18 protein-coding genes are annotated in these 26,542 nt (G+C 67.9%); 9 read left to right on the forward strand and 9 right to left on the reverse strand.

Features of this window, described 5'->3' with window-relative positions:
• Positions 1-55: 55 nt before the first annotated feature.
• On the reverse strand, positions 56-595 hold the full coding sequence (locus ACH0BU_RS12435) for a right-handed parallel beta-helix repeat-containing protein (protein WP_500264094.1): 540 nt from the start codon (positions 593-595) through the stop codon (positions 56-58).
• Between the two features lie 875 nt (positions 596-1,470).
• On the reverse strand, positions 1,471-4,506 hold the full coding sequence (locus ACH0BU_RS12440; RefSeq protein WP_241212495.1) for a TonB-dependent receptor plug domain-containing protein: 3,036 nt from the start codon (positions 4,504-4,506) through the stop codon (positions 1,471-1,473).
• A gap of 272 nt (positions 4,507-4,778) precedes the next feature.
• On the opposite strand from ACH0BU_RS12440, the gene ACH0BU_RS12445 reads away from it, so the two are divergent.
• From ACH0BU_RS12445 to dacB, 7 genes are all read left to right on the forward strand, one after another.
• On the forward strand, positions 4,779-7,127 hold the full coding sequence (locus ACH0BU_RS12445; protein WP_500264095.1) for a penicillin acylase family protein: 2,349 nt from the start codon (positions 4,779-4,781) through the stop codon (positions 7,125-7,127).
• A complete protein-coding gene (locus ACH0BU_RS12450) occupies positions 7,127-8,722 on the forward strand; it encodes an N-acyl-D-amino-acid deacylase family protein (protein WP_500264096.1) in 1,596 nt (531 codons plus the stop codon). The genes ACH0BU_RS12445 and ACH0BU_RS12450 overlap by 1 nt, the downstream gene beginning before the upstream one ends.
• A 70-nt stretch (positions 8,723-8,792) precedes the next feature.
• Entirely contained in the window at positions 8,793-9,812 is a 1,020-nt protein-coding gene (gene dgcN, locus ACH0BU_RS12455) for an N-acetyltransferase DgcN (RefSeq protein WP_296222322.1), read from the forward strand.
• Positions 9,796-10,788 carry an N-acetyl-D-Glu racemase DgcA gene (gene dgcA, locus ACH0BU_RS12460; protein ID WP_500264097.1) on the forward strand — a complete coding sequence of 331 codons (993 nt, stop codon included), beginning with the start codon at positions 9,796-9,798 and terminating at the stop codon, positions 10,786-10,788. The genes dgcN and dgcA overlap by 17 nt, the downstream gene beginning before the upstream one ends.
• Complete coding sequence (locus tag ACH0BU_RS12465) at positions 10,785-12,035, forward strand: dicarboxylate/amino acid:cation symporter (RefSeq protein WP_500264098.1); 1,251 nt, start codon at positions 10,785-10,787, stop codon at positions 12,033-12,035. Before dgcA ends, ACH0BU_RS12465 begins: the two co-directional genes overlap by 4 nt.
• A 25-nt stretch (positions 12,036-12,060) precedes the next feature.
• The gene (locus ACH0BU_RS12470; protein WP_136451705.1) at positions 12,061-12,945 is read left to right on the forward strand and encodes a LysR family transcriptional regulator; all 885 of its coding nucleotides are present in this window, start codon (positions 12,061-12,063) and stop codon (positions 12,943-12,945) included.
• Positions 12,942-14,372 carry a D-alanyl-D-alanine carboxypeptidase/D-alanyl-D-alanine endopeptidase gene (gene dacB / locus ACH0BU_RS12475; RefSeq protein WP_500264099.1) on the forward strand — a complete coding sequence of 477 codons (1,431 nt, stop codon included), beginning with the start codon at positions 12,942-12,944 and terminating at the stop codon, positions 14,370-14,372. The genes ACH0BU_RS12470 and dacB overlap by 4 nt, the downstream gene beginning before the upstream one ends.
• 44 nt (positions 14,373-14,416) lie before the next feature.
• On the opposite strand, the gene ACH0BU_RS12480 is transcribed toward dacB, so the two are convergent.
• The gene (locus ACH0BU_RS12480; RefSeq protein ID WP_500264100.1) at positions 14,417-15,433 is read right to left on the reverse strand and encodes a serine hydrolase domain-containing protein; all 1,017 of its coding nucleotides are present in this window, start codon (positions 15,431-15,433) and stop codon (positions 14,417-14,419) included.
• Positions 15,430-16,938, reverse strand: coding sequence for an MFS transporter (locus tag ACH0BU_RS12485; RefSeq protein ID WP_231621975.1), 1,509 nt, complete (start codon positions 16,936-16,938; stop codon positions 15,430-15,432). The genes ACH0BU_RS12480 and ACH0BU_RS12485 overlap by 4 nt, the downstream gene beginning before the upstream one ends.
• Before the next feature lie 136 nt (positions 16,939-17,074).
• On the opposite strand from ACH0BU_RS12485, the gene ACH0BU_RS12490 reads away from it, so the two are divergent.
• Positions 17,075-17,962, forward strand: a complete 888-nt coding sequence (locus tag ACH0BU_RS12490; RefSeq protein WP_500264134.1) for a glucosamine kinase nucleotide-binding domain-containing protein — start codon at positions 17,075-17,077, stop codon at positions 17,960-17,962.
• Positions 17,959-18,843, forward strand: a complete 885-nt coding sequence (locus tag ACH0BU_RS12495; protein ID WP_296219046.1) for an N-acetylmuramic acid 6-phosphate etherase — start codon at positions 17,959-17,961, stop codon at positions 18,841-18,843. The genes ACH0BU_RS12490 and ACH0BU_RS12495 overlap by 4 nt, the downstream gene beginning before the upstream one ends.
• Here ACH0BU_RS12495 and ACH0BU_RS12500 read toward each other — a convergent pair.
• The 5 genes from ACH0BU_RS12500 to acnD form a co-directional block, all read right to left on the reverse strand.
• Complete coding sequence (locus tag ACH0BU_RS12500; protein ID WP_125944480.1) at positions 18,840-20,264, reverse strand: short-chain fatty acyl-CoA regulator family protein; 1,425 nt, start codon at positions 20,262-20,264, stop codon at positions 18,840-18,842. The genes ACH0BU_RS12495 and ACH0BU_RS12500 overlap by 4 nt on opposite strands.
• Positions 20,265-20,403: 139 nt before the next feature.
• Positions 20,404-21,324, reverse strand: a complete 921-nt coding sequence (gene prpB / locus ACH0BU_RS12505; RefSeq protein WP_046410178.1) for a methylisocitrate lyase — start codon at positions 21,322-21,324, stop codon at positions 20,404-20,406.
• A gap of 117 nt (positions 21,325-21,441) precedes the next feature.
• Positions 21,442-22,599: a bifunctional 2-methylcitrate synthase/citrate synthase gene (gene prpC, locus ACH0BU_RS12510; RefSeq protein WP_500264101.1), complete on the reverse strand. Its 1,158-nt coding sequence runs from the start codon at positions 22,597-22,599 to the stop codon at positions 21,442-21,444.
• A gap of 115 nt (positions 22,600-22,714) precedes the next feature.
• The gene (gene prpF, locus ACH0BU_RS12515; RefSeq protein ID WP_500264102.1) at positions 22,715-23,905 is read right to left on the reverse strand and encodes a 2-methylaconitate cis-trans isomerase PrpF; all 1,191 of its coding nucleotides are present in this window, start codon (positions 23,903-23,905) and stop codon (positions 22,715-22,717) included.
• The gene (acnD, locus tag ACH0BU_RS12520) at positions 23,905-26,541 is read right to left on the reverse strand and encodes a Fe/S-dependent 2-methylisocitrate dehydratase AcnD (RefSeq protein WP_500264103.1); all 2,637 of its coding nucleotides are present in this window, start codon (positions 26,539-26,541) and stop codon (positions 23,905-23,907) included. The genes prpF and acnD overlap by 1 nt, the downstream gene beginning before the upstream one ends.
• Between the last annotated feature and the right edge of the window lies 1 nt (position 26,542).

Genomic DNA, 26,542 nt, shown 5'->3' on the forward strand with positions numbered 1-26,542 from the left:
GAGGCCGCCCGCAGCACACTCGTTATCGGTGTCACTTAGCGCTGACAGAACCGTGCTATTCACCGCTGACATCTACATGCGTGTCGAGCAGCGAGATGGCGGTAAAGGAATTGGTGAATTCGGACCGGGTGATACCGACATCCCGGCTGTCGCGGACGAGCAGAAGCTTGTCCTGCGCGCGGCCGATCGGACCGTGGCGGCCGGTGACTCGAACCTGATCGAGCGACACATCGTGCACCCGGTGCAGGGTGAAGCCATGCTGCACCGGTGATCCCGCGCTGCGCAGGGTGAGGCCGGAGAGCGTGAGATTGCCGCTGTTGCGCAGGAAGAGCCCGGTGAGGATCGCCGGGTCGGCGGGATCGCGCGAGGTGAGCGTCACCACGCGGCCCGGACTGATGTTTTGCAGGGTGACGGGCGGGTAAAGCCCCGGCGCGAGCCGGATGCGCTCCCCACCCCGTGCCTGGCGTACCGCGGCGACCAGTTGCGGCGCCGTGCTGACGATCAGTTCACGCTTATCGGGCGCGGTGACGACCGAGGTGCTGGCGAGGAAGATCGTCGCCAGACCGAACAGGGGCGGGATGACATGTGCCGACATGAACGCTCGACCCTTCCCCCCTTCGCAGATCCAGGGATGTCTCTAACCGCGCCGCGCCACTGCCGGCAGGAGTTAGCGCAGGAACGGATCAACCTCGCACCGCGTCGGAGCGAATGGCCGATATTCAGCGGGGCAGACAGTCGGCCGGGAGGGGGCATTGATCGTGGATCTGCGCGAAATGTTGCTGCGCCGTTTGTACGGCGGCCGGCGGACGCATCGCTGGTACCTGCGGCTGATCAAGCGCTGGGAGGGGGGCGAGCTCCACTCCCGTCATTTGCGCGCGATGCTGCAACGGCAGCACGGGGTTTCGGTGGGTGATTATTCCTATGGCCCCATCCTGCGCCCCGGCCTGTTGCCGCGCGGGACGCAGGTGGGGCGTTGGTGTTCGGTCGGGCAGGGGCTGATCGTGCGGCGGCGGGACCATCCGATCGGGCGGATCACGCAGCATCCGTTCTTCTACAATGCGAAGCTGGGGCTGGTGCCGCGCGACACGATTGGCGCGGCGGCCGATAATCCGCTGACCATCGGCAATGACGTGTGGATCGGGGATCGCGTGACGATCGTCGGAGGATGCCGATCGGTCGGCGACGGCGCAGTGATCGCGGCGGGGGCAGTGGTCACGCGTGACGTGGCGCCGTTCACGATCGTCGGCGGCGTGCCCGCGCGGGTGATCGGCCGGCGCTTTTCGCCCGAGGTGGCGGATCGGATCGCCCGGTCACGCTGGTGGACGCTGGACCTGAAAACGGTCGCTGGGTGGGGCGAAGCCCTGATGCAAAACATCACCCCCGAACTGGCGGAGGTGATGCTGTCACGTTGCGTTGCCTTGGGAGCAGCGGCCGCCACGCCCCCGGAGGAGCGTAGCGGCGCATCTGCGATCAGCGGGTCTGCATCCGCAGGCCGATGCGGAACTGACGACCCAGCAGGTCCGAATAGGTGCTGTTCGCAGCCAGGCCCGTTTCCGGGAGCAACAGCGGCCAACGATCGAACAGGTTGGTCACGTTGACGAAGAACTGAGCGTCCGCGTCGCCGAAGCGGACCTTCTGCGTCAGGTTGAGATCGGCGTAGAACACACCCGACACGCGGTTCACGTCATAGGTCGGCTGCTGCGGCGTCGAGATCGGGCACCCGCTGGTGCATTCGATGCCGGTGGCGACATATTTGCCCGCGCTGACGCCGCGACCGGTGGCCGTGATCGCGAAGTTCGGCGTGTCGTAGGTTGCCGTGAAGCGATAGATCCAATCCGGGGTGGTGGACTGGCCGCCGTTCACGCCGACCGAGTTCGTGATCACCGCCTGCGGCACGCCGCTGTCGAGGATATTGTCGATATAGCGGGTGGCGACGCCGCGCAGGGTGAGGTTCCCGTCCGTGTCGCCGAACAGGCGGTCGAGCGGCAGGCGGTAGGATGCGTCGATGTCGACGCCGCGCACGACCTGGCTCGCCGCGTTGAACGGCTGGCTGCGGATCAGCAGGTACGGCTGGCCCGGGACCGAGCGCGCGGGATCCTCGGAGATCGCGTCGCACAGGGCCGTGTTGCCGGAGTCGCAGAGGTTGACGATGTCCTGCGCGCTGAACGTCGTGATGCCGTCCTTGATGTCGATGTCGAAGTAATCGACCGAGAGGGCGAAGCCGGGGATGAAGCGCGGCGTCAGGACGACACCGGCATTCCACGAGTCCGACTTTTCCACGCCCAGGCGCGGGTTGCCGGTGACGAGGCCCGAGTAGCCGAAGCTGGCCGGACCATTGGCGCCGTCGGCGGTATAGGCCGGGTTGCGGACCGAATCGCTGTTCGCGGAGCCGCCCTGATACAGTTCGTTCAGGTTGGGCGCGCGAATGTCGCGCGAGCGGGTGACACGGACGCGGAAGTCATCGATCGGCTGCCAGGTGGCGCCGGCCTTCCACGTGGTGACATAGCCAGCCGTGGAATAGTCGGTCGCGCGGACTGCGCCGTTGAACTCGAGACCGGCGCCGAGCGGCACCACCGTTTCGAGGAAAACCTCCTTCACATTGTAGCTGCCGTTGGTGGGCAGGTAGTTGCCGACCGACCAGGCGTTGGACGTCGTGGGGTTGCCGGCGGCGTTGGTGGTCGCAATCGGCTGGAACTCGGTCGGCACGAAGCCGCGGATCTTTTCCTCACGATATTCGGCGCCGATCGCGACGCTGACCTCGCCCGCCCAGGTGCGGAACGGGGAGGCAGAGACGTTGAAGCCGGCGTTGTACTGCTCGACCACTTCGTCACGGTACGGATCGCCCAGGACGTAGTTGAAGGCGGCCGGATTGGCGACGCCAAGGCCCAGGCGGTTCAGCGGAACGCAGTTCGGGTCGTTGTTGCTGGGATTGCTGTCGACGTTGATCGCGCACTGGATCGAGCCGGTCGCGAAGTTGCCCGGATTGCCGGCGGGCGCGAACACCGCGTTGGTGGCATTGGCCATCCGGCTGATGTTCATGATGTTGCGCAGCTGTTCACGCAGGTCCGCACGGCCGTACTGGCCGAAGACGTTCCATACCGCGTTGCTGCCGAACACCTCGGTGCTGCCCTCTGCGCCGATGGCGTAACGCTGCACTTCGCGCTTGTTGTTGATCGCGCGGAACGGCAGGTCAGCCGCAGTGGTGGCGAGCGTCACACCGGTGATGCCGGTCAGCGCCGCCGGGCCAAGCGTGTTGTAGAGGAACGCGTTGCAGTTGGGGCCGACGGGCACGGTGGTGCAGCCGGTTGCGTTCAGCGCAATGCCGGTCTGCAGGTTCGGGCCGGCGTTGAAGAAGATTTCCTGCGTGTTGTACGAACCCTCTGCGAACACCTCGATATCGTCGGCGATTTCGTAGCTGGCGCGCGCGAAGATGCCGCGACGGTCGTCTTCCGGGCTGAGGCCAATGCGGCGGCCCGAGTCATTCAGGCGCCAGTCGCCGCCCTGCGTCAGCGTCGGCGGGGCCGTGCCGGTCGGCGACGGGAAGGTCAGCGCGCCATATTGATACTGGCCGATCGCGCCGTTGTAGCCGAAATAGGTGCCGCGCAGGCTGTTCGCGCGCGCGCCGGTCGAGGCGGTGATGAGGCCGCCCGGCGTGGAGTTCGCCGCGCCGACCTGGCGACGGATCAGGAACTGCGGCTCGGTGCTGTTGGCGGACCAGTTCGGGTTCTGGATGCGGACGTAGCCGGTGGCGTTCCAGTCGCGATCGACACGGAAGATGCCGTCCTGATGCGCGAGCTCCGCGTTGAGCAGCAGGTGGCCGCGGCCCTCGCTGCCCCAGGAGAGGCCGCCGGTGACGCTGAACGAGTAATTGCCGCCGTCACCCTTGTCGGTGATGCCGCTGTCGATCGCGACCTTGAGGCCCGAATACTTCTTGTCGAGGACGAAGTTGACGACGCCGGCGACCGCGTCCGAACCATAGGCCGACGAGGCGCCGCCGGTGACGACCTCCACGCTCTTGATCAGTGCCTGCGGAATCGTGTTGACGTCGACGAGGCCGGTGACGGTCGAGGCGACGGAGCGGCGGCCGTCGAGCAGCACCAGCGTGCGCGTTTCGCCCAGGTTGCGCAGGTTCAGCGCGTTGATGCCGGCCTGACCGCTGGAGAGGTTGAGGCGCGAGTTCGCCGGGCGCGTGGAGCCCGCCAGCGACGGCAGCTGATTGACGAAATCGGCGACGTTGTTCGACGGCGAGGAATTCTGGATTTCCTGCTGCGTCAGGACGGTCAGCGGGGTGGGCGCCTGGAAACCGTCACGCACGATGCGCGTGCCGGTGACGATGACGTCCGGGCCATTGCCGTCGTTGCTGGTCCCGGGTGCCGGATCGCCGATCTGCGCCGTGGCGGTGCTGGAAGGCTGCGTCTGCGCAGCGGCAGGCGCCGCGAGCCCCGAAGCGAGCGCGAGCAGCGCCGTTCCCGTCAGCATTGTTCTGGACAAGATAATATCACGCACGTGCCGTCCCCCGAGAGCTTTTGTTACCTGTGCCTACCTGCATGCGTCATGCTGTTGTCGCAGATCGCCGATAGGGTGGAACGTGCCGGTAGGAGCAGAAAGCCGTCAAGGGAAGATCGGCCTACCTGTGTTTGTTGATCCATAGATCAGGCATATGGGTAGGAGCCGTAGGGCGGCGCATAACCGGCCGCTATAAGGCGTGACCTGCTTGTCATGGACGCGGCCCGCCTCACGCGGTTAGCCTGCGGCATACCCACAAGGAAAGGATAGCAATGCTCGACCGGCGCCTATTTCTGCTTGGTTCGGCGGCGACCGTGCTGGTGTCTGCTGCCTGCCACGGCCAGTCGGCGCTGGTGCAAGGGACCAGCCGTGTTGCCGGCCTTTCCGCACCGATCGAGATCATCGACGACCGCTGGGGCGTGCCGCATATCCGCGCGCAGACGAAGCCGGACGCGTTCTTCGGCCAGGGCTATGTCGTCGCGCGCGACCGGCTGTTCCAGATCGACCTGGCGCATCGCCGCGAACTGGGCCGGATGGCCGAAGCGTTCGGGCCCGAGTTCGCCAAGCACGATGCGGTGGCCCGGCTGTTCCATTACCGCGGCGACCTGGACGCGGAGCTGGCGCGGGTGCCCAAGGAGGTGCGCGATGCCGTCGCCGGCTATATCGCGGGGATCAACGCGCGGATCGCGGAGGTGGAGAAGAACCCCGCGCTGCTGCCGCCGGAATATCGCATCCTCGGCGTCAAGCCGCTGCGCTGGGACATCCGCGACCTGGTGCGCGCGCGTGGCAGCTCGATGGGTAATGCCGATGACGAAATCCGCCGCGCGAAGCTGGCCGCGATGGGGATGCTGGAGCTGGACGCGGTGATCGCGCCGCTCCGTCCCACTTGGAAGCTGGCGGTGCCCGAGGGGCTGGATACGTCGAAGGTGAGCGATGCGGACCTCGGCGTGCTTCAGCTCGGCCGGCTGCCGTTCGGGCCGGACACGCCGACGCGCGAGCCGGAGGAGGATCTGGACCGCGCGCAGGCGGGGTCGAATGCCTGGACCATCGCGGGCAGCCGCACCACCACCGGACGCCCGATCCTCGCCAACGACCCGCATCTGGGCATCGGCGGCTTTGGCCCGCGGCACGTGGCGCACCTGACCGCGCCGGGGCTGGACGTGATCGGCGGCGGCGCACCGGGGCTGCCGGGCATCATGCAGGGGCATACCGATCGCTTCGCCTTTGGCCGGACGAACTTCCACATCGACCAGCAGGACCTGTTCGTGCTCGAGCTCGATCCCAAGGATCCCGAGCGGTACCGCCACGAGGGCGGATGGAAAAGGTTCGAGCGGGTCGAGGAAGTGATCCCCGTGAAGGGCGGGCCGGCGCAGAAGGTCGTGCTGCGCTATGCCGTACAGGGGCCGGTGATCATGCACGATCCGGCCAAGGGGCGGGCAACCGCGCTCGGCTCGATCGGGATGCAGCCGGGCGGTTCCGGATCGTTCGCGATGGTGGCGATCAACCTGTCGCGCGATTGGGAGAGCCTGAAGGAAGCGTTCAAGCTGCACCCGTCGCCGACCAATTTCCATTATGCCGATGTGGACGGCAATCACGGCTGGCAGGTGATCGGGTTCGTGCCCCAGCGCAAGAAGGGCGACGGGCTGATGCCGGTGCCCGGCGACGGGCGGTATGACTGGAACAGCTATCGCGATTTCCGCGCGCTGCCGAGCGAGTTCAACCCGCAGAAGGGCTGGTTCGCCTCCGCCAACCAGAACAATCTGCCGGCCGACTGGCCGCGCGACAAGATCCCGGCCTTCTCGTTCCGCGATCCCTATCGCTACGAGCGCGTCGCGGAGGTGCTTGGCTCGCACCAGCGCCATTCGGTCGCCAGCAGCGTGGCGTTGCAGTTCGACACGCTGTCGACCCCGGCCAAGCAGTTCCTGGCGCTGCTGCCCAAGCAGCCATCCGCGGGCGCGGCGCCGGCGGTGAAGATGCTGTCCGGATGGGACGCGAAGCTCGACCGGGATAGCGGCGCGGCGGCGCTGTACGAGATCGTGTGGCGTGACCTTGGCAAGCGGATGCTGGCAGAGATCGTGCCGGACAAGGCCAAGGGGCTGGTCGACGAGATCGCGCCGTCCGAGCTGCTGCGCCGCGCGGCGAGCCGTCCGGCGATGGTGGACACCGCGCTGGCGAGCGGCTGGGCCGAGGCGCAGCGGCTGATGGGCAGCGATCCCGCCGCCTGGCGCTGGGGCACGTTGCATCAGGTGCGGATCGCGCATCCGCTGTCGAGCATTCCGGCGATCGCCGCGGCCTTCCCGGCGATCGAGGGCGAGGGATCGGGCGGCGACAGCTACACCGTCATGGCGCGTTGGCTGGGCAATGGGCCAGGCTGGCGCACCGGCGGCGGCGCAAGCTACCTCCATGTCATCGACGTGGGTGACTGGGACAAATCGGTGATGCTGAACCTGCCGGGCCAGTCGAACGACCCGCGCTCGCCGCATTATCGCGATCAATATGCGCCGTGGATCAAGGGCGAGATGCAGCCGATGCCGTTCAGCCGCGCGGCGGTGGATGCGGTGGCGGCCAGCCGATCGACGCTGATGCCGCAGGGGCCGGCGACGAAGGGGAGGGGCAAGTGATGCGCGTGGCATTGAAGGCCGGCGTGGCGATCGGATCGCTGCTGGCGCTGGGCGCCGCGAGCGGGCCGAACGTCGATGTCGTGATCCGCGGGGGGACGATCTATACCGGCGCCGAGACGCCGCCGATCACCGGTGACGTCGAGATCGCCGGCGACCGCATCGTCTATGTCGGGCCGAGCCGTGGTACGCGCGCCGGGCAGGTGGTCGAGGCCAAGGGGCAGATCGTGGCGCCCGGCTTCATCGACGCGCACACCCATCCCGACAGCTATATCCGTTCCGATGATCCCAAGGTGCGGTTGAACCTGCCGTGGCTGGCGCAGGGCGTGTCGACGATCGTGATCGGGGTCGACGGCTATGGCACGCCCGACGTGGGGGACGATGCACGCAAGCTGGAGGCTAGCGGGATCGGGACCAATGTGGTGCCGTTCGTCGGCTTTGGCGGGATCCGGCAGCGCGTGCTGGGCAAGGCCGATCGCGCGCCGACGCCGGCCGAGCTGGCGGAGGAAAAAAGGCTGGCGGCGAAGGCGATGTGCGAGGGTGCCTATGGCATGTCCGCCGGGCTGTTCTATCCGCCGCAGAGCTTTGCCAAGACCGACGAGGTTGCGGCGGTGGCGGCCGAGGTGGGCAAGCGCGGTGGCATGTACGACAGCCACCAGCGCGACGAATCCAACTATAATATCGGCCTGATCGCCTCCAGCAAGGAAGCGATCGAGATCGGGCGGCGCGCCGGGACGCCGGTGCATTTTGCGCATCTGAAGGCGCTGGGCGTCGATTTGCATGGCAAGGCGCCCGAACTGATCCGCACGATCGAGGAAGCGCGTGCGGCGGGGCAGGATGTGACCGCCGATCAATATCCCTGGCTGGCCAGCGGTTCGAGCGTCGATGCCTCGCTGGTCCCGGCCTGGGCGGTCGATGGCGGCTATCAGGCGATGATCAAGCGGTTCGACACGCCCGCGACGATGGCGAAGATCAGGACTGAGATGCGCGAGAATTTGCGTCGGCGCGGCGGGGCGGAATCGCTGCTGCTGATCTCTCAGGGGCAGCCGTGGACGGGCAAGACGCTGGCGCAGATGGCGGCGGCGTGGAAGCTCGATCCGATCGATGCCGCGATCCGCATCCTGCGGGTGGCCAATGCCAAGGGCACCGATCCCGCCGGCGCTGGGGTTGCGAGTTTCAACATGGCGGAGGGCGACGTCGACCTCATCATGAAGCAGCCGTGGGTCGTCACCTCCTCCGACGGATCGAACGGGCATCCGCGGCAATATGCGACCTTCCCCAAACTGTATCAGGATTATGTCGTGAAGCGGCCGGTGATCACGCTGGCGCAGTTCATCCGCCGATCGAGCGGGGCGACCGCCGACATGTATCGCATCAAGGATCGTGGCTATCTGAAGCCCGGCGCCTTTGCCGATGTCGTGGTGTTCGATCCCGTCGGCTATACGCCGCGGGCCGACTACATCCGCCCGCGCGAGCCGAGCGCCGGCGTCAGCGCCTTGTTCGTCAACGGCAAGCTGGCGTTGAAGGACGGGGCCGTCACCGGGGCGGCGGCGGGGCGGGCGCTGCTACGGCCGCGGCCGGCAAATTGCGGGGAATAGCCTTGCGTTATAGGCAAAGCTGCGAGCATGATTGGCGGGGCACCGTCAGCGGCATCTATCGTCCTGCGCTATGACCATTCCGGCACCATATCTGCTGTACCTGGGCCATTCGGACGACGAATTCGGCCTGAAAACCTCGCGCGGCCTAGCCACGTTCCGACGCGAGGATTGCGTCGGCGAGTGGCGGCATGACGATTGCCCGTTCAGTTTCGACCTGCCGCGCATGGACGCGGCGGCCGGGGCGGCGGCGGGCGCTCGCACGCTGGTGCTGGGCATCGCCAATGCGGGCGGACGCTTCCCCGAGTGGATGATGGCCGATGCGCTGGCGGCGATCGCGGCGGGGATGAACCTGGCCTGCGGGCTTCACCAGCGGCTGAAGGATGAGCCCCGGCTGGTCGAGGCGGCCAAGGCCGCTGGCGTGCAGCTGTTCGACATTCGTGATCCCCGGCCGGACCTTCCGGTCGGCAACGGCAAGAAGCGGGCGGGCAAGCGGCTGCTGACGGTCGGCACCGATTGTTCGGTCGGCAAGATGTACACCACCTTGTGCCTGCGCGACGCGCTGCGCGCGCGGGGGGTCACCGCCGATTTCCGCGCGACCGGGCAGACCGGCATCCTGATCGCCGGCGACGGCGTGCCGCTCGACGCGGTGGTGGCCGATTTCATTGCCGGCGCGATCGAGGACCTGTCGCCGGCGCGCACCGACGATGGCTGGGACCTGATCGAGGGGCAGGGTTCGCTGTTCCACCCGGCGTTCGCCGGCGTCTCGACCGGGCTGCTGCATGGCGCGCAGCCGCAGGCGCTGGTGATGTGCCACGATCCGACCCGCCCGCACATGCGCGGCCTGCCGCATTATCCGCTGGTCGACCTTGCCGAGTGCATCGACGCGAACCTGCGCGTCGCGCGGCTGACTAGCCCGGCGGTGCGCTTCGTCGGGATCGCGCTGAACACCGCCAAGCTGGGCGAGGGCGAGGCGCGCGACCTGCTGGCGGCGACGAGCGAGGCGCATGGCCTGCCATGCACCGACCCGTTCCGCTTTGGCGCCGATCCGATCATCGACCATCTGCTGGCGACCGATGCGCCGAACGCTTGACGCCCGCCACGACGGCCTCCCGCTGCACACCCCGTTCCGCATCTCGCGCGGGGTGAAGACGGTCGCCGATGTGGTGACCGTCACGGTGCGCGAGGGCGAGCTGGTCGGACGCGGCGAGGGTGTTCCCTATCCGCGCTATGGCGAGACGGTTGAGGGATCGCTGGCCGCGATCGAGGGTATTCGTGCGCTGATCGAGGGGGGCGCGACCCGCGACGAAATCGCTGCCGCCATGCCCGCGGGCGCCGCGCGCAACGCGGTGGATTGCGCGCTGTGGGATCTGGAAGCGAAGCTGGCCGGAACGAGCGTCGCCGCGCTGGCGGGATGCCGGGCGCCCGAGGCGCTGGCCTCCGCGATCACGATCGGGATCGATACGCCCGAGGCGATGGCGGCGGTGGCGCAGCGCCACACGTCGGTGCCGCTGCTGAAGGTGAAGCTGAACCGCGAGGAAGCGGAGGCGCAGCTGGCCGCCGTGCGCGCAGTGGCGCCGCTGCCGCGGCTGATCGTCGACCCCAATGAAAGCTGGCGTGTCGAGGATGTCGCGCGCTGGCAGGACATGCTGCTGGCGCACCGTGTCGACCTGCTCGAGCAGCCGGTTCCGGCGGATGATGACGCCGGGCTGGAGGGGCTGGGCAGCCGGATCCCGATCTGCGCCGACGAGGCGCTGCATACCCGTGCGGACCTGCCGCGGCTGCGTGGCCGCTATGATTACGTCAACATCAAGCTCGACAAGACGGGCGGTCTGACCGAAGCGCTGGCGCTCGCCGATGCGGCGCTGGGGATGGGGTTTGGCCTGATGGTGGGGTGCATGGTGTCGTCGTCGCTGGGGATTGCGCCTGCGATGCTGGTCGCTGAGCGCGCGTCGTTCGTCGATCTGGACGGGCCCTTGTGGCTGGCCGCTGATCGCGAGGGCGGGGTGCGTGACGAGGCCGGCTGGATGCAGCCGCCGGCGCCCGGTTTCTGGGGAACGCCCGCGTGACCATCCTGCGTGGATGGTTCGCGATAACTTTGTGGAAGCGGGTGGTGGCCGGGCTGGTGCTCGGCGCGCTGCTCGGCATGTTCTGGCCCGACGCGGCGCCGGCGGTGAAGATCGTCGGCGACCTGTTCGTCCGGCTGATCAAGATGCTGGTCGTGCCGGTGGTGCTGATCACCATCGCCGCGGGCATTGCCGGCCTGGGCGACCCGCGCCGGCTGGGGCCGATCGGCGGGCGCACGATCGGGCTGTTCGCGCTGACGACGCTGATCGCGGTGTCGCTGGGCATGGCGGTCGGCCTGCTGGTCCAGCCGGGCGAGGGGATCGCGCTGGCGGGCGTCGCGCCGCACGTACTGGGCGCGGCGGTGTCGCCAAGCGACCAGTTGCTGTCGATCGTGCCGGCCAACATCATCGAGGCGCTGGCCCGCGGCGACATGCTGGCGATCATCTTCACCGCCATCCTGCTGGGGATCGGCAGCGTGCTGGCGGGCGAGGCGGGCAAGCCGGTCGTCGCCTTGCTTCAGGGTCTGGCCGCGGTGCTGATGCATATCGTGCGGATCGTGATGGAAGTGACGCCGTTCGGTGTCTTCGCGCTGATCGCCAATGCGGTGGCGGCGAACGGCACGGCGGTGTTCGTCAATGTTGGCTGGCTGGCGCTGTGCGTCATCGTCGCCTCGCTGGCGCAGATGCTGGTGGTGCATGCGGGGCTGATCGCGCTGGTCGCGCGATTGCCGGTGGTGCGGTTCTTCCGCGGCATCGTCGATGCGCTGGCGATCGCATTCTCGACGGCATCCTCCTCCGCGACGCTGCCCGTGGCGTTGCGCGTGGCGCATGACAGTCTGGGCGTGGCGCGGCCTGTCGCCTCGACCGTGCTGCCGCTGGGCGCGGCGATCGGCAAGGACGGGACGGCGATGTACGTCGGGCTGCTGGGTCAGTTCGCGCTTCAGGCGCTGGGCATCATCCCCGATGCGCAGATGCTGGTGGTGATGCTGGCGACGGGTGCGCTGGCCGCGTTCGGCACCGCGCCGGTGCCCTCCGCCTCGTTGTTCATGCTGGCGGCGATGCTGTCGGCGGTGGGCGTATCGCCCGAGCAGACCGCGCTGGTCGTCGGGCTGGTGCTGCCGTTCGACCGGCTGCTCGACATGACGCGCACCGTGCCGTCAGCCTCCGCCAATTTGACCGTCGCGACGCTGGTGGCGAAGGCCGAAGGCGCGCTGGACGAAGCCAGGTTCAGGGGGCGGGTGGTAGAGTGATGGCATCAGCGGTAGGACCTTGCCGGTGAACCTGCGCCATATCGAAATCTTCCATGCCGTGTACGTCAACGGCTCCGTCTCCGCCGCCGCGCGTGCGCTCAACGTGTCGCAGCCGTCCGTCTCCAAGACGCTGCGCCACGCGGAGACGCTGCTCGGCTTCGACCTGTTCCAGCGCACCGGCGGGCGTCTGGTCCCGACCGAGGACGCGCGCAACCTGTTTGCCGACGTCGCCGAGATCCAGGAACGCGTCCGTGCGCTGCGCGAGGCGGGGCGCAACATGCGCAGCGGTGGTGGCGGGCGGCTGCGCATCTCCGCGCTGCCGAGCCTGGCGCTGGGCGTGCTGCCGATGGCGGTATCGCGCTTCCTGCAGAAGCACCCCAAGGTCCATTTCGACCTGCAGACCGTCCATCACGACGATCTGCTGCGCAAATTGTACGAGCGCGAGGCGGACATCGCGATCGCGAGCGAACCGCCGCGCGGCGCGGCGCTGAACACCACCTGGCTGGGTGAGGGCGAACTGGTCGTGCTGTATCGCGAGGCCGACATGCCGGACGCGCCGGCGCGGGTGGAGCTGTCCGATCTGGTCGACCGCCCGTTCATCTCGCTGGCGGGAAGTGGCCCGATCGGGACGTTGCTGACCGACGAGCTCGACCGGCTGGGGCTGGAACTGACCGAGGTCGTCGCGGCGCGCACCTTCTATATCGCCGCAGGTCTGGTGCGTGCGGGCGTGGGGGTGACCGTGGTCGACAGCTTCACCGCCGAAGCGTGGATGTGCCCCGGTCTCGCGATGCGGCCGCTGCGCCCGTCGCTGACGTTCGACCTCCATGCGATCCATTTGCTCGACCGGCCGCCCTCGGCGCTGGCGAGCGAGTTTCTGGCGGTTCTGAAAGAGGAGATTGACGCCGAATGATGCTCGTCCTGCTGCCGTTGCTGGCGATCGCCCATAGTCCTGCGGCTGCTGCGCCCCCCGTTGAGGCGCGGGTCGCCAGTGCGATCGCGCAGGCGGCACAGGGGACGCGGCTGGGGCTGCTGGTGGTGGATGAGGAAGGGCGCGAGGTGGTCGCGATCCGGCCGGACGAGCGATTTGTCCCGGCATCCAATACCAAGCTGTACACGACGGCGGCGGCCTTTGCCTTGCTGGAGACGAGCGGCGCGGACGAGGCGGCGGGCGCGAGCGTCCGGCTGGAGGATGGCGACGTGATCCTCAGCGGCGCGGGTGATGCGCGGCTGTCGAGCGCGGCAGATTGCACGCGCGATTGCCTGAAAGATCTGGCGGCAGCGGTGGCGCAGAAGACGCGGCGGGTGCGCCATGTGATCGGCGACGACACCGCGTTTCCCGACGAGCGTTGGCCGGCGGGGATGAGCTGGAACAACATGGTCGGGAAATATGGCACCGCCGTTTCTGCGCTGACCATCGACGATAATGAGGTGGCCCTGTCGGTCGCGCCGGGTGCGGTCGGCGGGTCGGCAGTCGTGGCCGGCGACGGATATTTCACGATCGACAACCGGGTGATCACGGTGCCGGCCGGGGGCAAAAGATCGATCAGCGCGTCGCGCCAGCCGGGGAGTGACCTGCTGCGGCTGACGGGGACGATCCCGGCGGGAACGGCGCCGTATGAGATGCGCGTGGGGCTGGATGATCCGGCGCATCGCGCGGCGTGGCTGCTGTCCGGGCTACTCCGCGAGCAGGGCGTGACGGTGACCGGCGACGTGGCGGTGCGGCATCGCCCGCTGATGCCGGGCGATGATCCGGACGTGCGCGGCACCGCGCCGGCGGCGCGCGCGCCGCAGCCGCAGGTGCTGGCCAAGCTGTCGCCGCCGCCGCTGAACGAGGATTTGATCCACACCAACAAGGTGAGCCAGAACCTGCACACCGAATTGCTGCTGCGGCGCGTCGGCGCGGTGGAGGGCAGCGGATCGGTGGCGGACGGGCAGCGCGCGGTGCGCCGGGTGCTTGATCAGGCGGGGCTGTCGCAATGGCAATATGACTTTGCCGACGGGTCGGGCATGTCGAACTACAATCGCGTGACGCCGCGCGGGACGGTGACGCTGCTGCGCTGGGGCGCGACGCAGAAATGGGGCCCGGCGTGGCGCGAGACCTTCCCGGTGGCGGGTGTCGATGGCACCTTGTCCAACCGCTTCAAGGGGACGCCGCTCGCCGGGCGGCTGTTCGCCAAGACCGGGACGCTGAACGCGTCAAACGCGCTGGCCGGTTACATGACCACGGCGAGCGGGCGCACGTTCACCTTTGCGGCCTATGCCAATGACATGCCGGGCGATGTCAGCGCGACCAAGGCGATCGACGCCGCGCTGGTGGCGGTGGCGGAAGCGAACTGATCGGATGGCCGGGGCGGGCAGCCCCGGCCGGATCCAACCCGGGATCAGGCGGCGTCGAAGGCGTCGATCAGTGCCTCACCCGTCTCGGGGCGGAGCGTGAAGATGCCGCTGTCGAAGTGGCGCGTCGGGTGGACGCGGTTGGTGAGCAAGGTCCATGCGAGGCCACGGTCGAAATCGACCCACAGGCCGGTGCCCGTGAAGCCGGTGTGACCGATCGTTCCGGGCGAACAGGATTGCCCGCCAGACCACCCGGGGAAGCGGATTTCCCAGCCCGCCGTGCGATGTCCCTCGACCGGCGTCCTGATCGCGTCGAGCATGGCGGGGCTGGCGCCGGTGCCCTCGAGCAGCCCTTGCGCGAAGTCGAGCACGCCGTCGATCGTGCCGAACAGGCCGGCGTGGCCGATCGTGCCGCCCATGGCGGAGCAATTCTCGTCATGCACCTCGCCGACGAGGACGCGCCCGCGCCACTGGCAATATTCGGTCGCCACGGCAGGGCCCGGCGGTGGGCCCCAGCTGAGGCCGTTGCCGATCGGGAGGGCGTCGATCCCGGCGCCGGTCAGCCGCTCAAGCGCGATGCCCAGCAGGATGAAATTGATGTCGGAATAGACCGGCGGGCCGTGGCGCCATTCGCGCTGAAGCACGAAGGCGCGCAGGCGGGCGGGATCATCGCCGTACGTGTAGATCGGCTCCACCGCGGGCAGGAAGGTGCGGTGGACGAGACAGTCGCGGAAGGTGAGCCGCCGTTCGGGCGCGCCGGCGACGTCATATTGCCGCAGGTCCGGGATCGCGTCGGTCAACGGGCGATCGAGGTCGATCCGCCCTTCGTCGGCGAGGCGCAGGATGAAGCTGGTGGTGGCGATCACCTTCGTCAGCGAGGCGAGATCGAACCAATGGTCGCGGGTCAGCGCCTGTTCCACCGGCACCTTTTGCGCAGCGCCCGTCAGGCGGACAGCGCGTTCGCCGCTTGCCGTGACCAGCCCCAGCGCCGCGCCGGGGATCCGCCCTGAAGCCACGGCCTTGGCGGCTGGGCGGAAGGCTTGTTCAACAACGGTATCGATCATGCGTCATCGTCCGGACGGGAATGGATGCGGGCGAGCGCGGGGAGGAACACGATGGTCACCACGCTGAGCGCGCCCGAGAGAAGGAAGAAATTGTCATAGCCGATCGCGCCGACGATCGTGCCGCCAGCGCCGGCGAGGAGGCGCGGGAGCATGAAGGCGAAGCCGGTGAGAAAGGCATATTGCGCGCCGGCGAAGCGCGGATTGACCAGCAGCGACAGGTACACGACGAAGACGGTGCCTGCGAAGCCGTTGCCGAACTGGTCAAGGCCGGTCGCGACGTAGAGCAGCACCTCATCCACCGGTTGCTGCGCCAGCCATACGAAGGCGAAGTTGCCGATGCCCGCGAGCAGCGCGCCGACCGCCAGCGCCCATGTCATGCTCCAGCGGGTGACAAGCCAGCCGGCGAGGCCGACGCCGACGATGCTGGAAAGCAGTGCGACGAGGCTGTCCGCGCGGCCGATCTGGGTGAGCGAATAGCCCAGATCCTTGATCATCGGCTTTGACAGGTTGAGCGCGAGGACGTCGCCCATTCGGTAGAGCGAGACGAACGCCATCAGCACCAGCGCGCCAAAGCCGAAGCGCCAGAAGAAGTTGACAAACGGGCCGAGCGCGACCGAGCGACGCAAGGCAGAGGTGGGCGGCGCGCGGCGGATGCGCGGGAGCGCCGCCGCCATCGCGAGGAAGGGCAACATGCACAGGCCGAGCACCCAGGGGGTGACGTTGGAGCCGGCGTCGATGCCTGCCCCTTCCGCGGCGCGCAGGATCACCCAGCCGACCGCCATGGTGGCCACGGTGGTCAGCGCCAGGATGATAACGCTCGCCAGGATGCCGGTTGCGAGCGAGGTGACCCGCTCCACGTCGCGATCATCCGCGCCCCGCATCGCGGCGAGCACAGGGAAGGGCAGGAAAGCGGCGAGCGCGATGGCGAGATAGGCGAGCGTCCAGCCGCTCCAGTCCGCGAGCAGCAGCGCGCCGCTTCCGGCCGCGACCATCGCGCTGCGATAGCCCCACAGGTTGGCGGCGACGATCGGCCCCTGTTCGTCCTGCGATGGAAACAGCTCGATACGCCAGGCGTCGGCAGCGATCTCGAGCGTGGTCGTCCAGAAGGCGAGCAGCACCGCGAACAGGGCGGTGACCGCCAGGCTGCCGTCGCCGGCGGTCAACGCCATGCCGAGCATCGAGGCGAAAATGCCGAGCTGCGCCAGCATCAGCCAGCCGCGCCGCTTGCCATAGAAGCGCGAGAAGCCGGGGACGGCATAGCGATCGAGCAACGGCGCCCAGACAAACTTCAGCGTCGGCAGAAGCTGCACCCAGGCGAAGAAGCCGATCACCGCCAGCGCCACGCCATGCGCCTGCAAGCGCAGCGCGAGCACGGTGGAGAACATGTAGAAGGGCAGGCCAGCGGCAAAGCCCAGCAGCCCGTACAACGCCATGCCGCGCCGGTTGACGGGCGCGCGGGTGATGTCGGCTTGGTCGGGCGCCGCAGCGGCGGCGATATGCGTCATGGCGGGATCGTTCTACGCGACGGCGCTCGCGTCAATCCCGCGACACGCCCGATAGGCGGGCTGCATCACTGGCGGTTATACCGGCGGGGTCAAAGGGAATGGGCCCTCGTGCCCCGGGAGAGACACATTGCCCGCCATGGTAAAATGGTATCTCGGCATCGATGCGGGCGGCAGCCATTGCCGCGCGCGGCTGGTGGATCCGACCGGGCGGGTGGTCGGCACGGGCCACAGCGGGCCCGCCAGCACGCGGCTTGGCATGGAAGCGGTGCAGGCGGCGTTCGAGGATGTCATCGACCAGGCGATGGCGGCGGCGGGGCTGGCCCGCGAGGTGCGCGCCGATGTGGCGGCAGGCGTCGGCATCGCGGGGATTTCCCGGCCGGGCAGCGAGGCCGCGCTTCAGGCGATGCCGCTTGGGCTGGCGCAGGTCGCCTGGACGTCCGACGCGGTGATCGCGAATATCGGTGCGCATGACGGCGGCGACGGCGCGACGCTGATCCTGGGTACCGGCAGCATCGCGCAGCTTCGCGTCGACGACGAGGATTCCTCGATTGGCGGATATGGCTTTCCGATTTCGGACGAGGGAAGCGGGGCGGCGCTGGGCCTGTCGGCGATGCGCCATGCGTTGCGCGCGCTGGACGGGCGCAGCGAGCGTACGCCGCTGACCCGTGCGATCACCGCGCGCTTCGACGAAGCGATCCCGCGCGCGATCGCCTGGATGGATCAGGCGGGGCCGGCAGATTACGCCGCGCTGGCGCCGATCGTGATCGACTATGCCGAGCGGGACGATGCGATTGCGCGGTCGATCGTGACCGATGCGGTGGGGCATGTGGAGTGTTTCATCGACACGATCTTTGCGCGTGGCGCGCCCGCCTGCGCGCTGCTCGGCGGGCTTGCCCCGCATCTTCGTCCGTGGCTGCGCGAGCGCACGTCCGCCAGACTGAGCGAGCCGAAGGGAGATGCATTGCACGGGGCGTTGCGGCTGGCGGGCTTTGCCGGTGTCTGGGCGGAGGAGCGTCAATCGTGAGTACCGAAACCGCCGATCCCCGTTACACCGCGATCGATCGCTGGCCGGCGACGAGCGCCGTCGAGGCGATGCTGGAGGGGCAGTTGGCCGCGGTTGCGGCGCTGAAGAGCCAGGTGGCGGCGATTGCTGCCGCGGCGGATGCCGCCGCCCGGCGGCTCGGCGATCACGGGCGGCTGATCTACGCGGGGGCGGGCACGTCGGGCCGGGTGGCCGTGCAGGACGGCGTGGAGCTGTACCCGACCTACAACTGGCCGCGCGAGCGGCTGCTGTTCCTGATGGCGGGTGGCACGCGCGCGCTGATCGAGAGCGCCGAAGGGGCGGAGGATGATCCAGAGGAGGCGCGTGACGCCGTCGCCGCCGCCTCGCTGACGCGCGAGGACGTGGTGATCGGCGTCGCGGCGAGCGGGCGCACTCCCTATACGCTGGCGGTGATCGAGGCCGCGCGGGCAGCGGGCGCGATGACCGTCGGGATCGCCAACAATGCCGGTGCGCCGCTGCTGACCGCCGCAGAACATGCCATCCTGGCGGATACGGGAAGCGAGATTGTCGCCGGGTCGACGCGCATGAAGGCGGGCACGGCGCAGAAGGCGGCGCTCAACATGTTCTCGACCACGATCATGGTGCGCCGCGGGCTGGTCCACGCCGGGTTGATGGTCAACATGCGCGTATCCAACGCCAAGCTGCGCGCGCGCGCCGAACGGATGATCACGACGATCGCCGGGGTCGGACCGGAGGCGGCGCGCGATGCGCTGTCGGTTGGGGGCGACGATGTACGGCGCGCGGTGCTGATCGCGCGCGGCGCGACCGCGGCGGACGCAGCGGCGTTGCTGGCACGTCATGGTGGCAATCTGTCCGACGCGTTGGAGGCGATGCGGGGCTAGCGCGGGTCGGCGCTGCCCGGAAGCGCCACCGGATAGGGGGTCAGCGTGGCGCGGTTCTCGTCCGCGGCGACTGCGCGGCCGATCATCGGGAAGGCGCGCTGCGGGCAGGCGGTGCGCTCGCACACCTTGCACGCGACGCCGATCGGGGTGGCGGCGGACGGATCGCTGAGGTCGAAACCGCGCGAATAGACCAGCCGATGCGCGTGGCGGATGTCGCAGCCGAGCGCGATGGCGAAGGTCTTGCCCGGTTCGCCAAAGGCGCCGGCGGTGCGGCGGACGGTGCGCGCGACCCACAGGTACGTGCGGCCATCGGGCATTTGCGCGACCTGACGCAGCACGCGGCCGGGCTGGGCGAACGCCTCATACACTTTCCACAAGGGGCAGCTGCCGCCGACGCGCGAGAAGTGGAAGTCGGTCGCCGACTGCCGCTTGGAGATGTTGCCCGCGCGATCGACGCGGATGAAGAAGAAGGGGACGCCGCGCGCCTCGGGACGCTGGAGCGTCGAAAGACGGTGGCAGATCGTCTCAAACCCGACGCCGAAATGGCGGCCCAGCCGCTCGATATCATAGGACTGCGCCTCCGCGGTGGCCAGGAAATCGGCATAGGGGAGGAGCAGCGCGCCGGCGAAGTAATTGGCAAGGCCGATCCGCGCGAGGCGGCGTGCCTCGCTGCCGGTGAGGACGGGGCTGCTGGCGAGATCGTCGATGAGGTCGCCGACCTCAAGGAAGGCCAACTGGGTCGCCATTTGGAACGCCTGCTGCCCGGCCCGCAGGTCGGGTGAAATGTGGAGGATGCGGGTGTCGGGATCGTAGCGGCGCTGCACCGAGCCGGGCTGGGCATGGACGACGCGGATGTCGTGCAGCCGCTGGAGCCGCTCGATCAGCCCGGAATGGACCATGCGCGGGGCAAAGCCGGCCTCGCGGTAGAGGCGCTCGGCCGCCTGGTCGAGCGGTTCGATATGGTTGTTATGTGCGTGGAAGAATTCGCGCACCTGTTCGAAGGGCATCCGTGCCGAGCCGCCGGCAAGCCATTGGTTGCCGAGCTGATCGGCCATCGCCTCGGTCCGTTCGATCATCTCGCGGTGGCGGCGCTGGAGCCCGATCAGGGTTCGCGCGACGGCGGGCATGTTGGTGGCGAGTTCGCGGATTTCGGCGAGCGAGATCGGCTCGGGCGCCTCGGCGAGGCTGTCGCGCAGTTCGGTGATGAGGCGCGCTTCCTCATCCTCCGAGAAAAGCTGCACGTCGATGCCGAAGACGGCGTTGATCTTCAGCAGCACCGGCATGGTGAGCGGGCGCTGGTTCTGCTCGATCTGATTGAGGTAGCTGGTCGAGATCCCCAGCGCATGGGCGAGCTCGACCTGCTTCAGCCGACGTTCCTCGCGCAGCCGCCGCAGCCGCACGCCCATGAAGGTCTTCCGCATGTGCGCCTTTGCACCTTTCGCATCCAGCGGCCGGCGGGGAGCCAGCGTTACCGGACGGGGAGCTTAGCGCCTTGCGGATGTTGCGAAAAGGCAGGTGTCTGCCCGGCCGGCGCGTGGCCAGCCGGGTGGACGAGAGGGATCAGCCCTCCTGCGGCATCACCGGCACCACCGTCTTGATGATGCTGGCGTCGAGTTCCTCGAAATCGTGCAGGCCGATCGTGTCGTACAGCTCCTGACGGGTCTGCATCCGGTCGACGTACTTGTGCGTGCCGCCATGTTCCTTGATCGAGGCGTAAAGCTCTGCCTGCGCCTTGTTGGCGACGCGCAAGCTGGAAACCGGCCAGATCACCATCTTGTAGCCCATCTCCTCGAATTCCTTCGCGGTGTAGAAGGGCGTCTTGCCGAATTCGGTCATGTTGGCGAGCAGCGGCACGTTCGGCATCGCCTTGGCGAACTTCTCGAACATCTCGCGGGTGTTGAGCGCCTCGGGGAAGATTGCGTCGGCGCCGGCGTCGACATACATCTTGGCGCGCTCGACGGCGGCGTCGAAGCCCTCAACGCCGGCGGCGTCGGTGCGGGCGACGATGACGATGTCGCGTGCGGCCTTCTTCGCGGCGGCAACCTTGGTCGCCATGTCCATCGCCGAGACGAGGTTCTTGCCGTTCAGGTGGCCGCACTTCTTCGGCAGGATCTGGTCCTCGAGGTGGACGGCGCCGGCGCCGGCATCCTCGAAGGTGCGCACCATGTGCATGACGTTGAGCGCTTCGCCATAGCCGGTGTCGCCGTCGACGAGCAGCGGCAGGCCCGACGAGCGGACGATCTGGCGGATGAAGAAGGCGACTTCATCGACGGTGATGATGCCGAGATCAGGGAGGCCCATCGAGGCGGTCATCGCCGCGCCCGAGAGGTACAGGCCGTCGAAGCCGGCGTTGCGCGCCTGGATCGCGGCCTGGCCGTTGTGCGCGCCGGGCAGCTGGAAGATGCCGGGACGCTCAAGGCCGGCGCGGAAGCGCTTGCCGGCGGATTCGGTGGGGAGGTCGGAGGCGAGGAGGTAAGGCATTGTCGGTCCTTGTTTATTCGACGTCTGATTTGGGTACGCTTTCGCGCTTTTGCAGCTTGGCGCGGCCATTTCTGACGCTGGCCGCGCCTCCGATCCTCTCACTTCGTCAGCGGGCGCTTACTTGCGCTCGGCCAGCGGCACCCACTGGAGATCTTCCGGGCCGGTGTAATTGGCCGACGGGCGGATGATCTTATTGTCTTCGCGCTGCTCGATGACGTGCGCCGCCCAGCCCGAGGTACGGGCGATGACGAACAGCGGAGTGAACATCGCGGTGGGGACGCCCATCATGTGATAGGAGACGGCCGAGAACCAATCGAGGTTCGGGAACATCTTCTTCACTTCCATCATCACCGCCTCGAGGCGATCGGCGATGTCGTACATCTTGGTCGAGCCGGCCTCGTCCGACAGCTTCTTGGCGACGCGCTTGATGACGACGTTGCGCGGATCGCTGATCGTATAGACGGGGTGGCCGAAGCCGATGATGACTTCCTTGGCTTCCATCCGCTTGCGGATGTCAGCCTCTGCCTCGTCCGGGTTCTGGTAACGCTTCTGGATCTCGAAGGCGACTTCGTTGGCACCGCCGTGCTTGGGACCGCGCAGCGCGCCGATCGCACCGGTGATGCACGAATGCATGTCCGACCCGGTGCCGGCGATCACGCGGCTGGTGAAGGTCGAGGCGTTGAACTCATGCTCGGCATAGAGGATCAGCGAGGTGTGCATCGCCTGCACCCAGCTGTCGGACGGCTTCTCGCCGTGGAGCAGGTGGAGGAAGTGGCCACCGATCGATTCATCGTCGGTCTCGACCTCGATCTCCACGCCGTTGTTCGACAGGTGATACCAATAGAGCAGCATCGAGCCAAGGCTGGCCATCAGGCGGTCGGCGATGTCGCGCGCGCCCGGTGCGTTGTGATCGTCCTTTTCCGGCAGCGCGCAGCCGAGCGCCGAGACGCCGGTGCGCATCACGTCCATCGGGTGAGCGGCGGCGGGAAGGGCGGCGAGCGCCTCCTTCACGGCGAGCGGCAGGCCGCGCAGCGCCTTCAGCTTCGCCTTGTACGCCTTGAGCTCCGCCGCATTCGGAAGCCAGCCGTGGACGAGGAGGTGGGCGATTTCCTCGAACTCCGCCGTCTCGGCGAAATCGAGAATGTCATAGCCGCGATAGTGCAGGTCGTTGCCGGTGCGGCCGACGGTGCACAATGCGGTGTTGCCGGCGGTGACCCCGGACAGGGCAACGGACTTCTTCGGCTTGAAGGTGGGAGCGGTGGCGGTGTCGGTCATGCTCTTTCGGTCCTCTTTCTTCTTGTTCGGTCGCCCTGCGGCGGGCGTGTTACAAGCGCTACCGTTCCGGTCGCCGGCATCGACGGACGCCGTGCGACATGGGACGGGGCGGGTGTCAGAAACTGCCTTCCGGCACGCGCACATGGCCCTCCATGAGGATGCGCGCACTTCGGCTCATGATTGCCTTCGTCACGGTCCACTGGCCGTCGACCAGCTTCGCCTCCGCGCCGACGCGCAAGGTGCCGGAAGGGTGGCCGAAGCGGACCGCCTGGTGCTCACCGCCGCCGGCCGCCTGGTTGACGAGCGTTCCCGGCACGGCGGCCGCGGTGGCGATGGCGACCGAGGCGGTGCCCATCATCGCATGGTGCAGCTTGCCCATCGATAGCGCGCGGACGAGGAGGTCGATATCCTCGCCCTTCACGATCTTGCCGCTGGAGGAGGGATAGTCGGTCGGCGGCGCGACAAAGGCGATCTTTGGCGTGTGCTGCCGCTTGGCGGCTTCCTCGGGCGACTTGATGAGGCCCATCTTGAGCGCGCCGATCGTGCGCAGCGTCTCGAACCGGCGCAGCGTGTCGGGATTGCTGTTGATCGTCTCGCGCAGCTCGGTCCCGGTGAAGCCGATGTCGGCGGCTTGCACGAAGATCGTTGGGATGCCGGCGGTGATCATCGTCGCCTTGAGCTTGCCGCCGGGCACGATTTCCTCCGGCACGTCGAGTTCGTCGACGAGGTTGCCGGTGGGGAACATCGAGCCGCCTTCGTCGCCGTCATCGGCGGGGTCGATGAATTCGAGCACGATCTCGGCCGCCGGGAAGGTGACCCCGTCGAGCTCGAAATCGCCGGTTTCCTGCACTTCCCCATTGGCAACCGGTACGTGGGCGATGATCGTCTTGTTGATGTTCGCCTGCCAGATACGGACCGTGCACATGCCGTCTTCGGCGCGGTTCGCATCGACATAGCCGGCGTGGATCGCAAAGGCGCCTGCGCCGGTGGAGAGGTTGCCGCAATTGCCCGACCAGTCGACGAAGTCGGTGTCGATCGACACCTGACCGTAAAGATAGTCGACGTCGTGATCCGGCTGGCTGCTGGGCGAGACGATGACGCATTTGCTGGTGCTGGACGTCGCGCCGCCCATGCCGTCGATCTGCGCGCCATAGGGATCGGGGCTGCCGATGACGCGCTGGAACAGCTTGTCACGGGCGGGCCCCGGAACCCGGGCGGCCTCGGGCAGATCCTCCAGCCGGAAGAACACGCCCTTGCTGGTGCCGCCACGCATATAGGTGGCGGGGATGCGGACCTGGCCCGCCATCAAGCGGCCTCCGCTTCCGAGGCGAGGAAATCCTGCGCGAAGCGCTGCAGCACGCCGCCGGCCTCGTAGATCGAGACTTCCTCCGCCGTGTCGAGGCGGCAGGTGACGGGCACCTCGATCGTCTCGCCGTTCTTTCGGTGGATGACCAGCGTCAGCTCGGCACCCGGACGACGCTCACCGACGACATCATAGGTTTCGGTGCCGTCGAGGCCGAGCGTCAGTCGCGTGGTGCCCGGTTTGAACTCGCACGGCAGCACGCCCATGCCGATGAGGTTGGTGCGGTGGATTCGCTCGAAGCCTTCGGCGACGATCGCCTCCACACCGGCGAGACGGACGCCCTTCGCCGCCCAGTCGCGCGACGAGCCCTGGCCGTAATCGGCGCCGGCGATGATGATCAGCGGCTGCTTGCGCTGGTGGTAGGTTTCCATCGCCTCCCACATGCGCATGACGACACCGTCGGGCTCGACACGGGCGAGGCTGCCGCGCTTCACCTGGCCGTCGACCACCGCCATCTCGTTGACGAGCTGCGGGTTGGCGAAGGTAGCGCGCATGGCGGTGAGGTGATCGCCACGGTGGGTGGCGTAGGAGTTAAAGTCCTCCTCCGGCACGCCCATCTTCGCCAGATACTCGCCCGCCGCTGACGAGGGCAGGATCGCGTTCGAGGGCGAGAGGTGGTCGGTGGTGATGTTGTCCGGGAGGATGGCGAGCGGACGCATCCCCTTCAGCGTGCGCGGGTGTGCAGCGAGCGCGCCGACACCCTCGGTATCCCAGTAAGGCGGGCGGCGGATGTAGGTCGACATCGGGCGCCAGTCATAGAGCGGGCTGATCTTTTCCGCGGAGCGGGCGCGGGCGCCGAACATCGGCTCATAGACCTTGCGGAACTGCTCCGGCTTCACGTGCGCGGAAACGATCGCGTCGATTTCCTCGTCGGTCGGCCACAGATCCTTGAGGCGGATCTCCTTGCCGTCGACGACGCCGAGCACGTCCTGCTCGATGTCGAAACGGACGGTGCCGGCGAGCGCATAGGCAACCACCAGCGGCGGCGAGGCGAGGAACGCCTGCTTGGCATAAGGATGGATGCGGCCGTCGAAGTTGCGGTTACCCGAGAGGACCGCGGTGGCATACAGATCGCGGTCGATGATCTCCTGCTGGATCTTCGGATCGAGCGCGCCCGACATGCCGTTGCAGGTGGTGCAGGCGAAGCCGACGATGCCGAAGCCGAGCTTCTCGAGTTCGGGCAGGAGGCCGGCCTCCTCCAGATAGAGGCGGGCGACGATCGAGCCGGGGGCGAAGCTGGTCTTCACCCACGGCTTGCGCACGAGGCCAAAATCGTTGGCCTTTTTCGCGACGAGGCCGGCGGCGACGACGTTGCGTGGGTTCGACGTGTTGGTGCAGCTGGTGATCGCGGCGATGATGACCGCGCCGTCCGGGAGCAGCCCCTGGCGTTCCTCTTCCTGCGCAGCCTCAAGCCCGACGGCGATGCCGCTTTCCTCCAGCGCGGAGGTGGGCAGGCGGCGGTGCGGGTTGGACGGGCCGGCGAGGTTGCGCACCACGGTCGACAGGTCGAATTCGAGCACGCGCTCATACTGCGCGGTCTTCAGTGCATCGGCCCACAGGCCGGTGTGCCTGGCGTAGGTTTCGACCAGCTTCACCTGCTCCGGCTCACGCCCGGTGAGGAGGAGATAGTCGATCGTCTGCTGATCGATGTAGAACATCGAGGCAGTGGCGCCATATTCCGGGCACATGTTGGAGATGGTCGCGCGATCGCCGATCGTCAGGCTTTCCGCGCCGTCGCCGAAGAATTCGAGCCACGCGCCGACGACCCGCTCCTTGCGGAGGAATTCGGTGATGGCGAGGACGATGTCGGTCGCGGTGATGCCGGGCTGGCGCTTGCCGGTGAGCTTCACACCGACGATGTCGGGGAGGCGCATCATCGACGCGCGGCCGAGCATCACGGTTTCGGCCTCGAGCCCGCCGACGCCGATGGCGATGACGCCAAGCGCATCGACGTGCGGCGTGTGGCTGTCGGTGCCGACGCAGGTGTCGGGGAAGGCGACGCCGTCGCGCAGCTGGATCACCGGCGACATCTTTTCCAGATTGATCTGGTGCATGATGCCGTTGCCGGCGGGGATCACGTCGACGTTCTGGAACGCCTCCTTGGTCCATTCGATGAAGTGGAAGCGGTCCTCGTTGCGGCGATCCTCGATCGCGCGGTTCTTCTCGAACGCCTGGGGATCGAAGCCGCCATGCTCCACCGCGAGGCTGTGATCGACGATCAGCTGAGTCGGGACGACCGGGTTCACCTTGGCCGGATCGCCGCCCTTGTCGGCGATCGCATCGCGCAGGCCGGCGAGGTCAACGAGCGCGGTCTGGCCGAGGATGTCATGGCAGACGACGCGGGCGGGACACCAGGGGAAATCGAGATCGCGCTTGCGCTCCACGATCTGGGTCAGTGCATCGGTGAGCAAGGCGGGATCGCAGCGGCGCACCAGCTGCTCGGCGAGGACGCGCGAGACATAGGGCAGACCGTCATAGGCACCGGGGCGGATCGCCTCGATCGCCTCGCGCGTGTCGAAGAAATCGACACTGGTGCCGGGGGGCGTGCCGGGAAGCTGTTTGCGGAATGCTTTGTTCATG

Origin of the sequence: Sphingomonas olei, assembly GCF_045369765.1 — a bacterium.
GTDB lineage: Bacteria > Pseudomonadota > Alphaproteobacteria > Sphingomonadales > Sphingomonadaceae > Sphingomonas > Sphingomonas panaciterrae.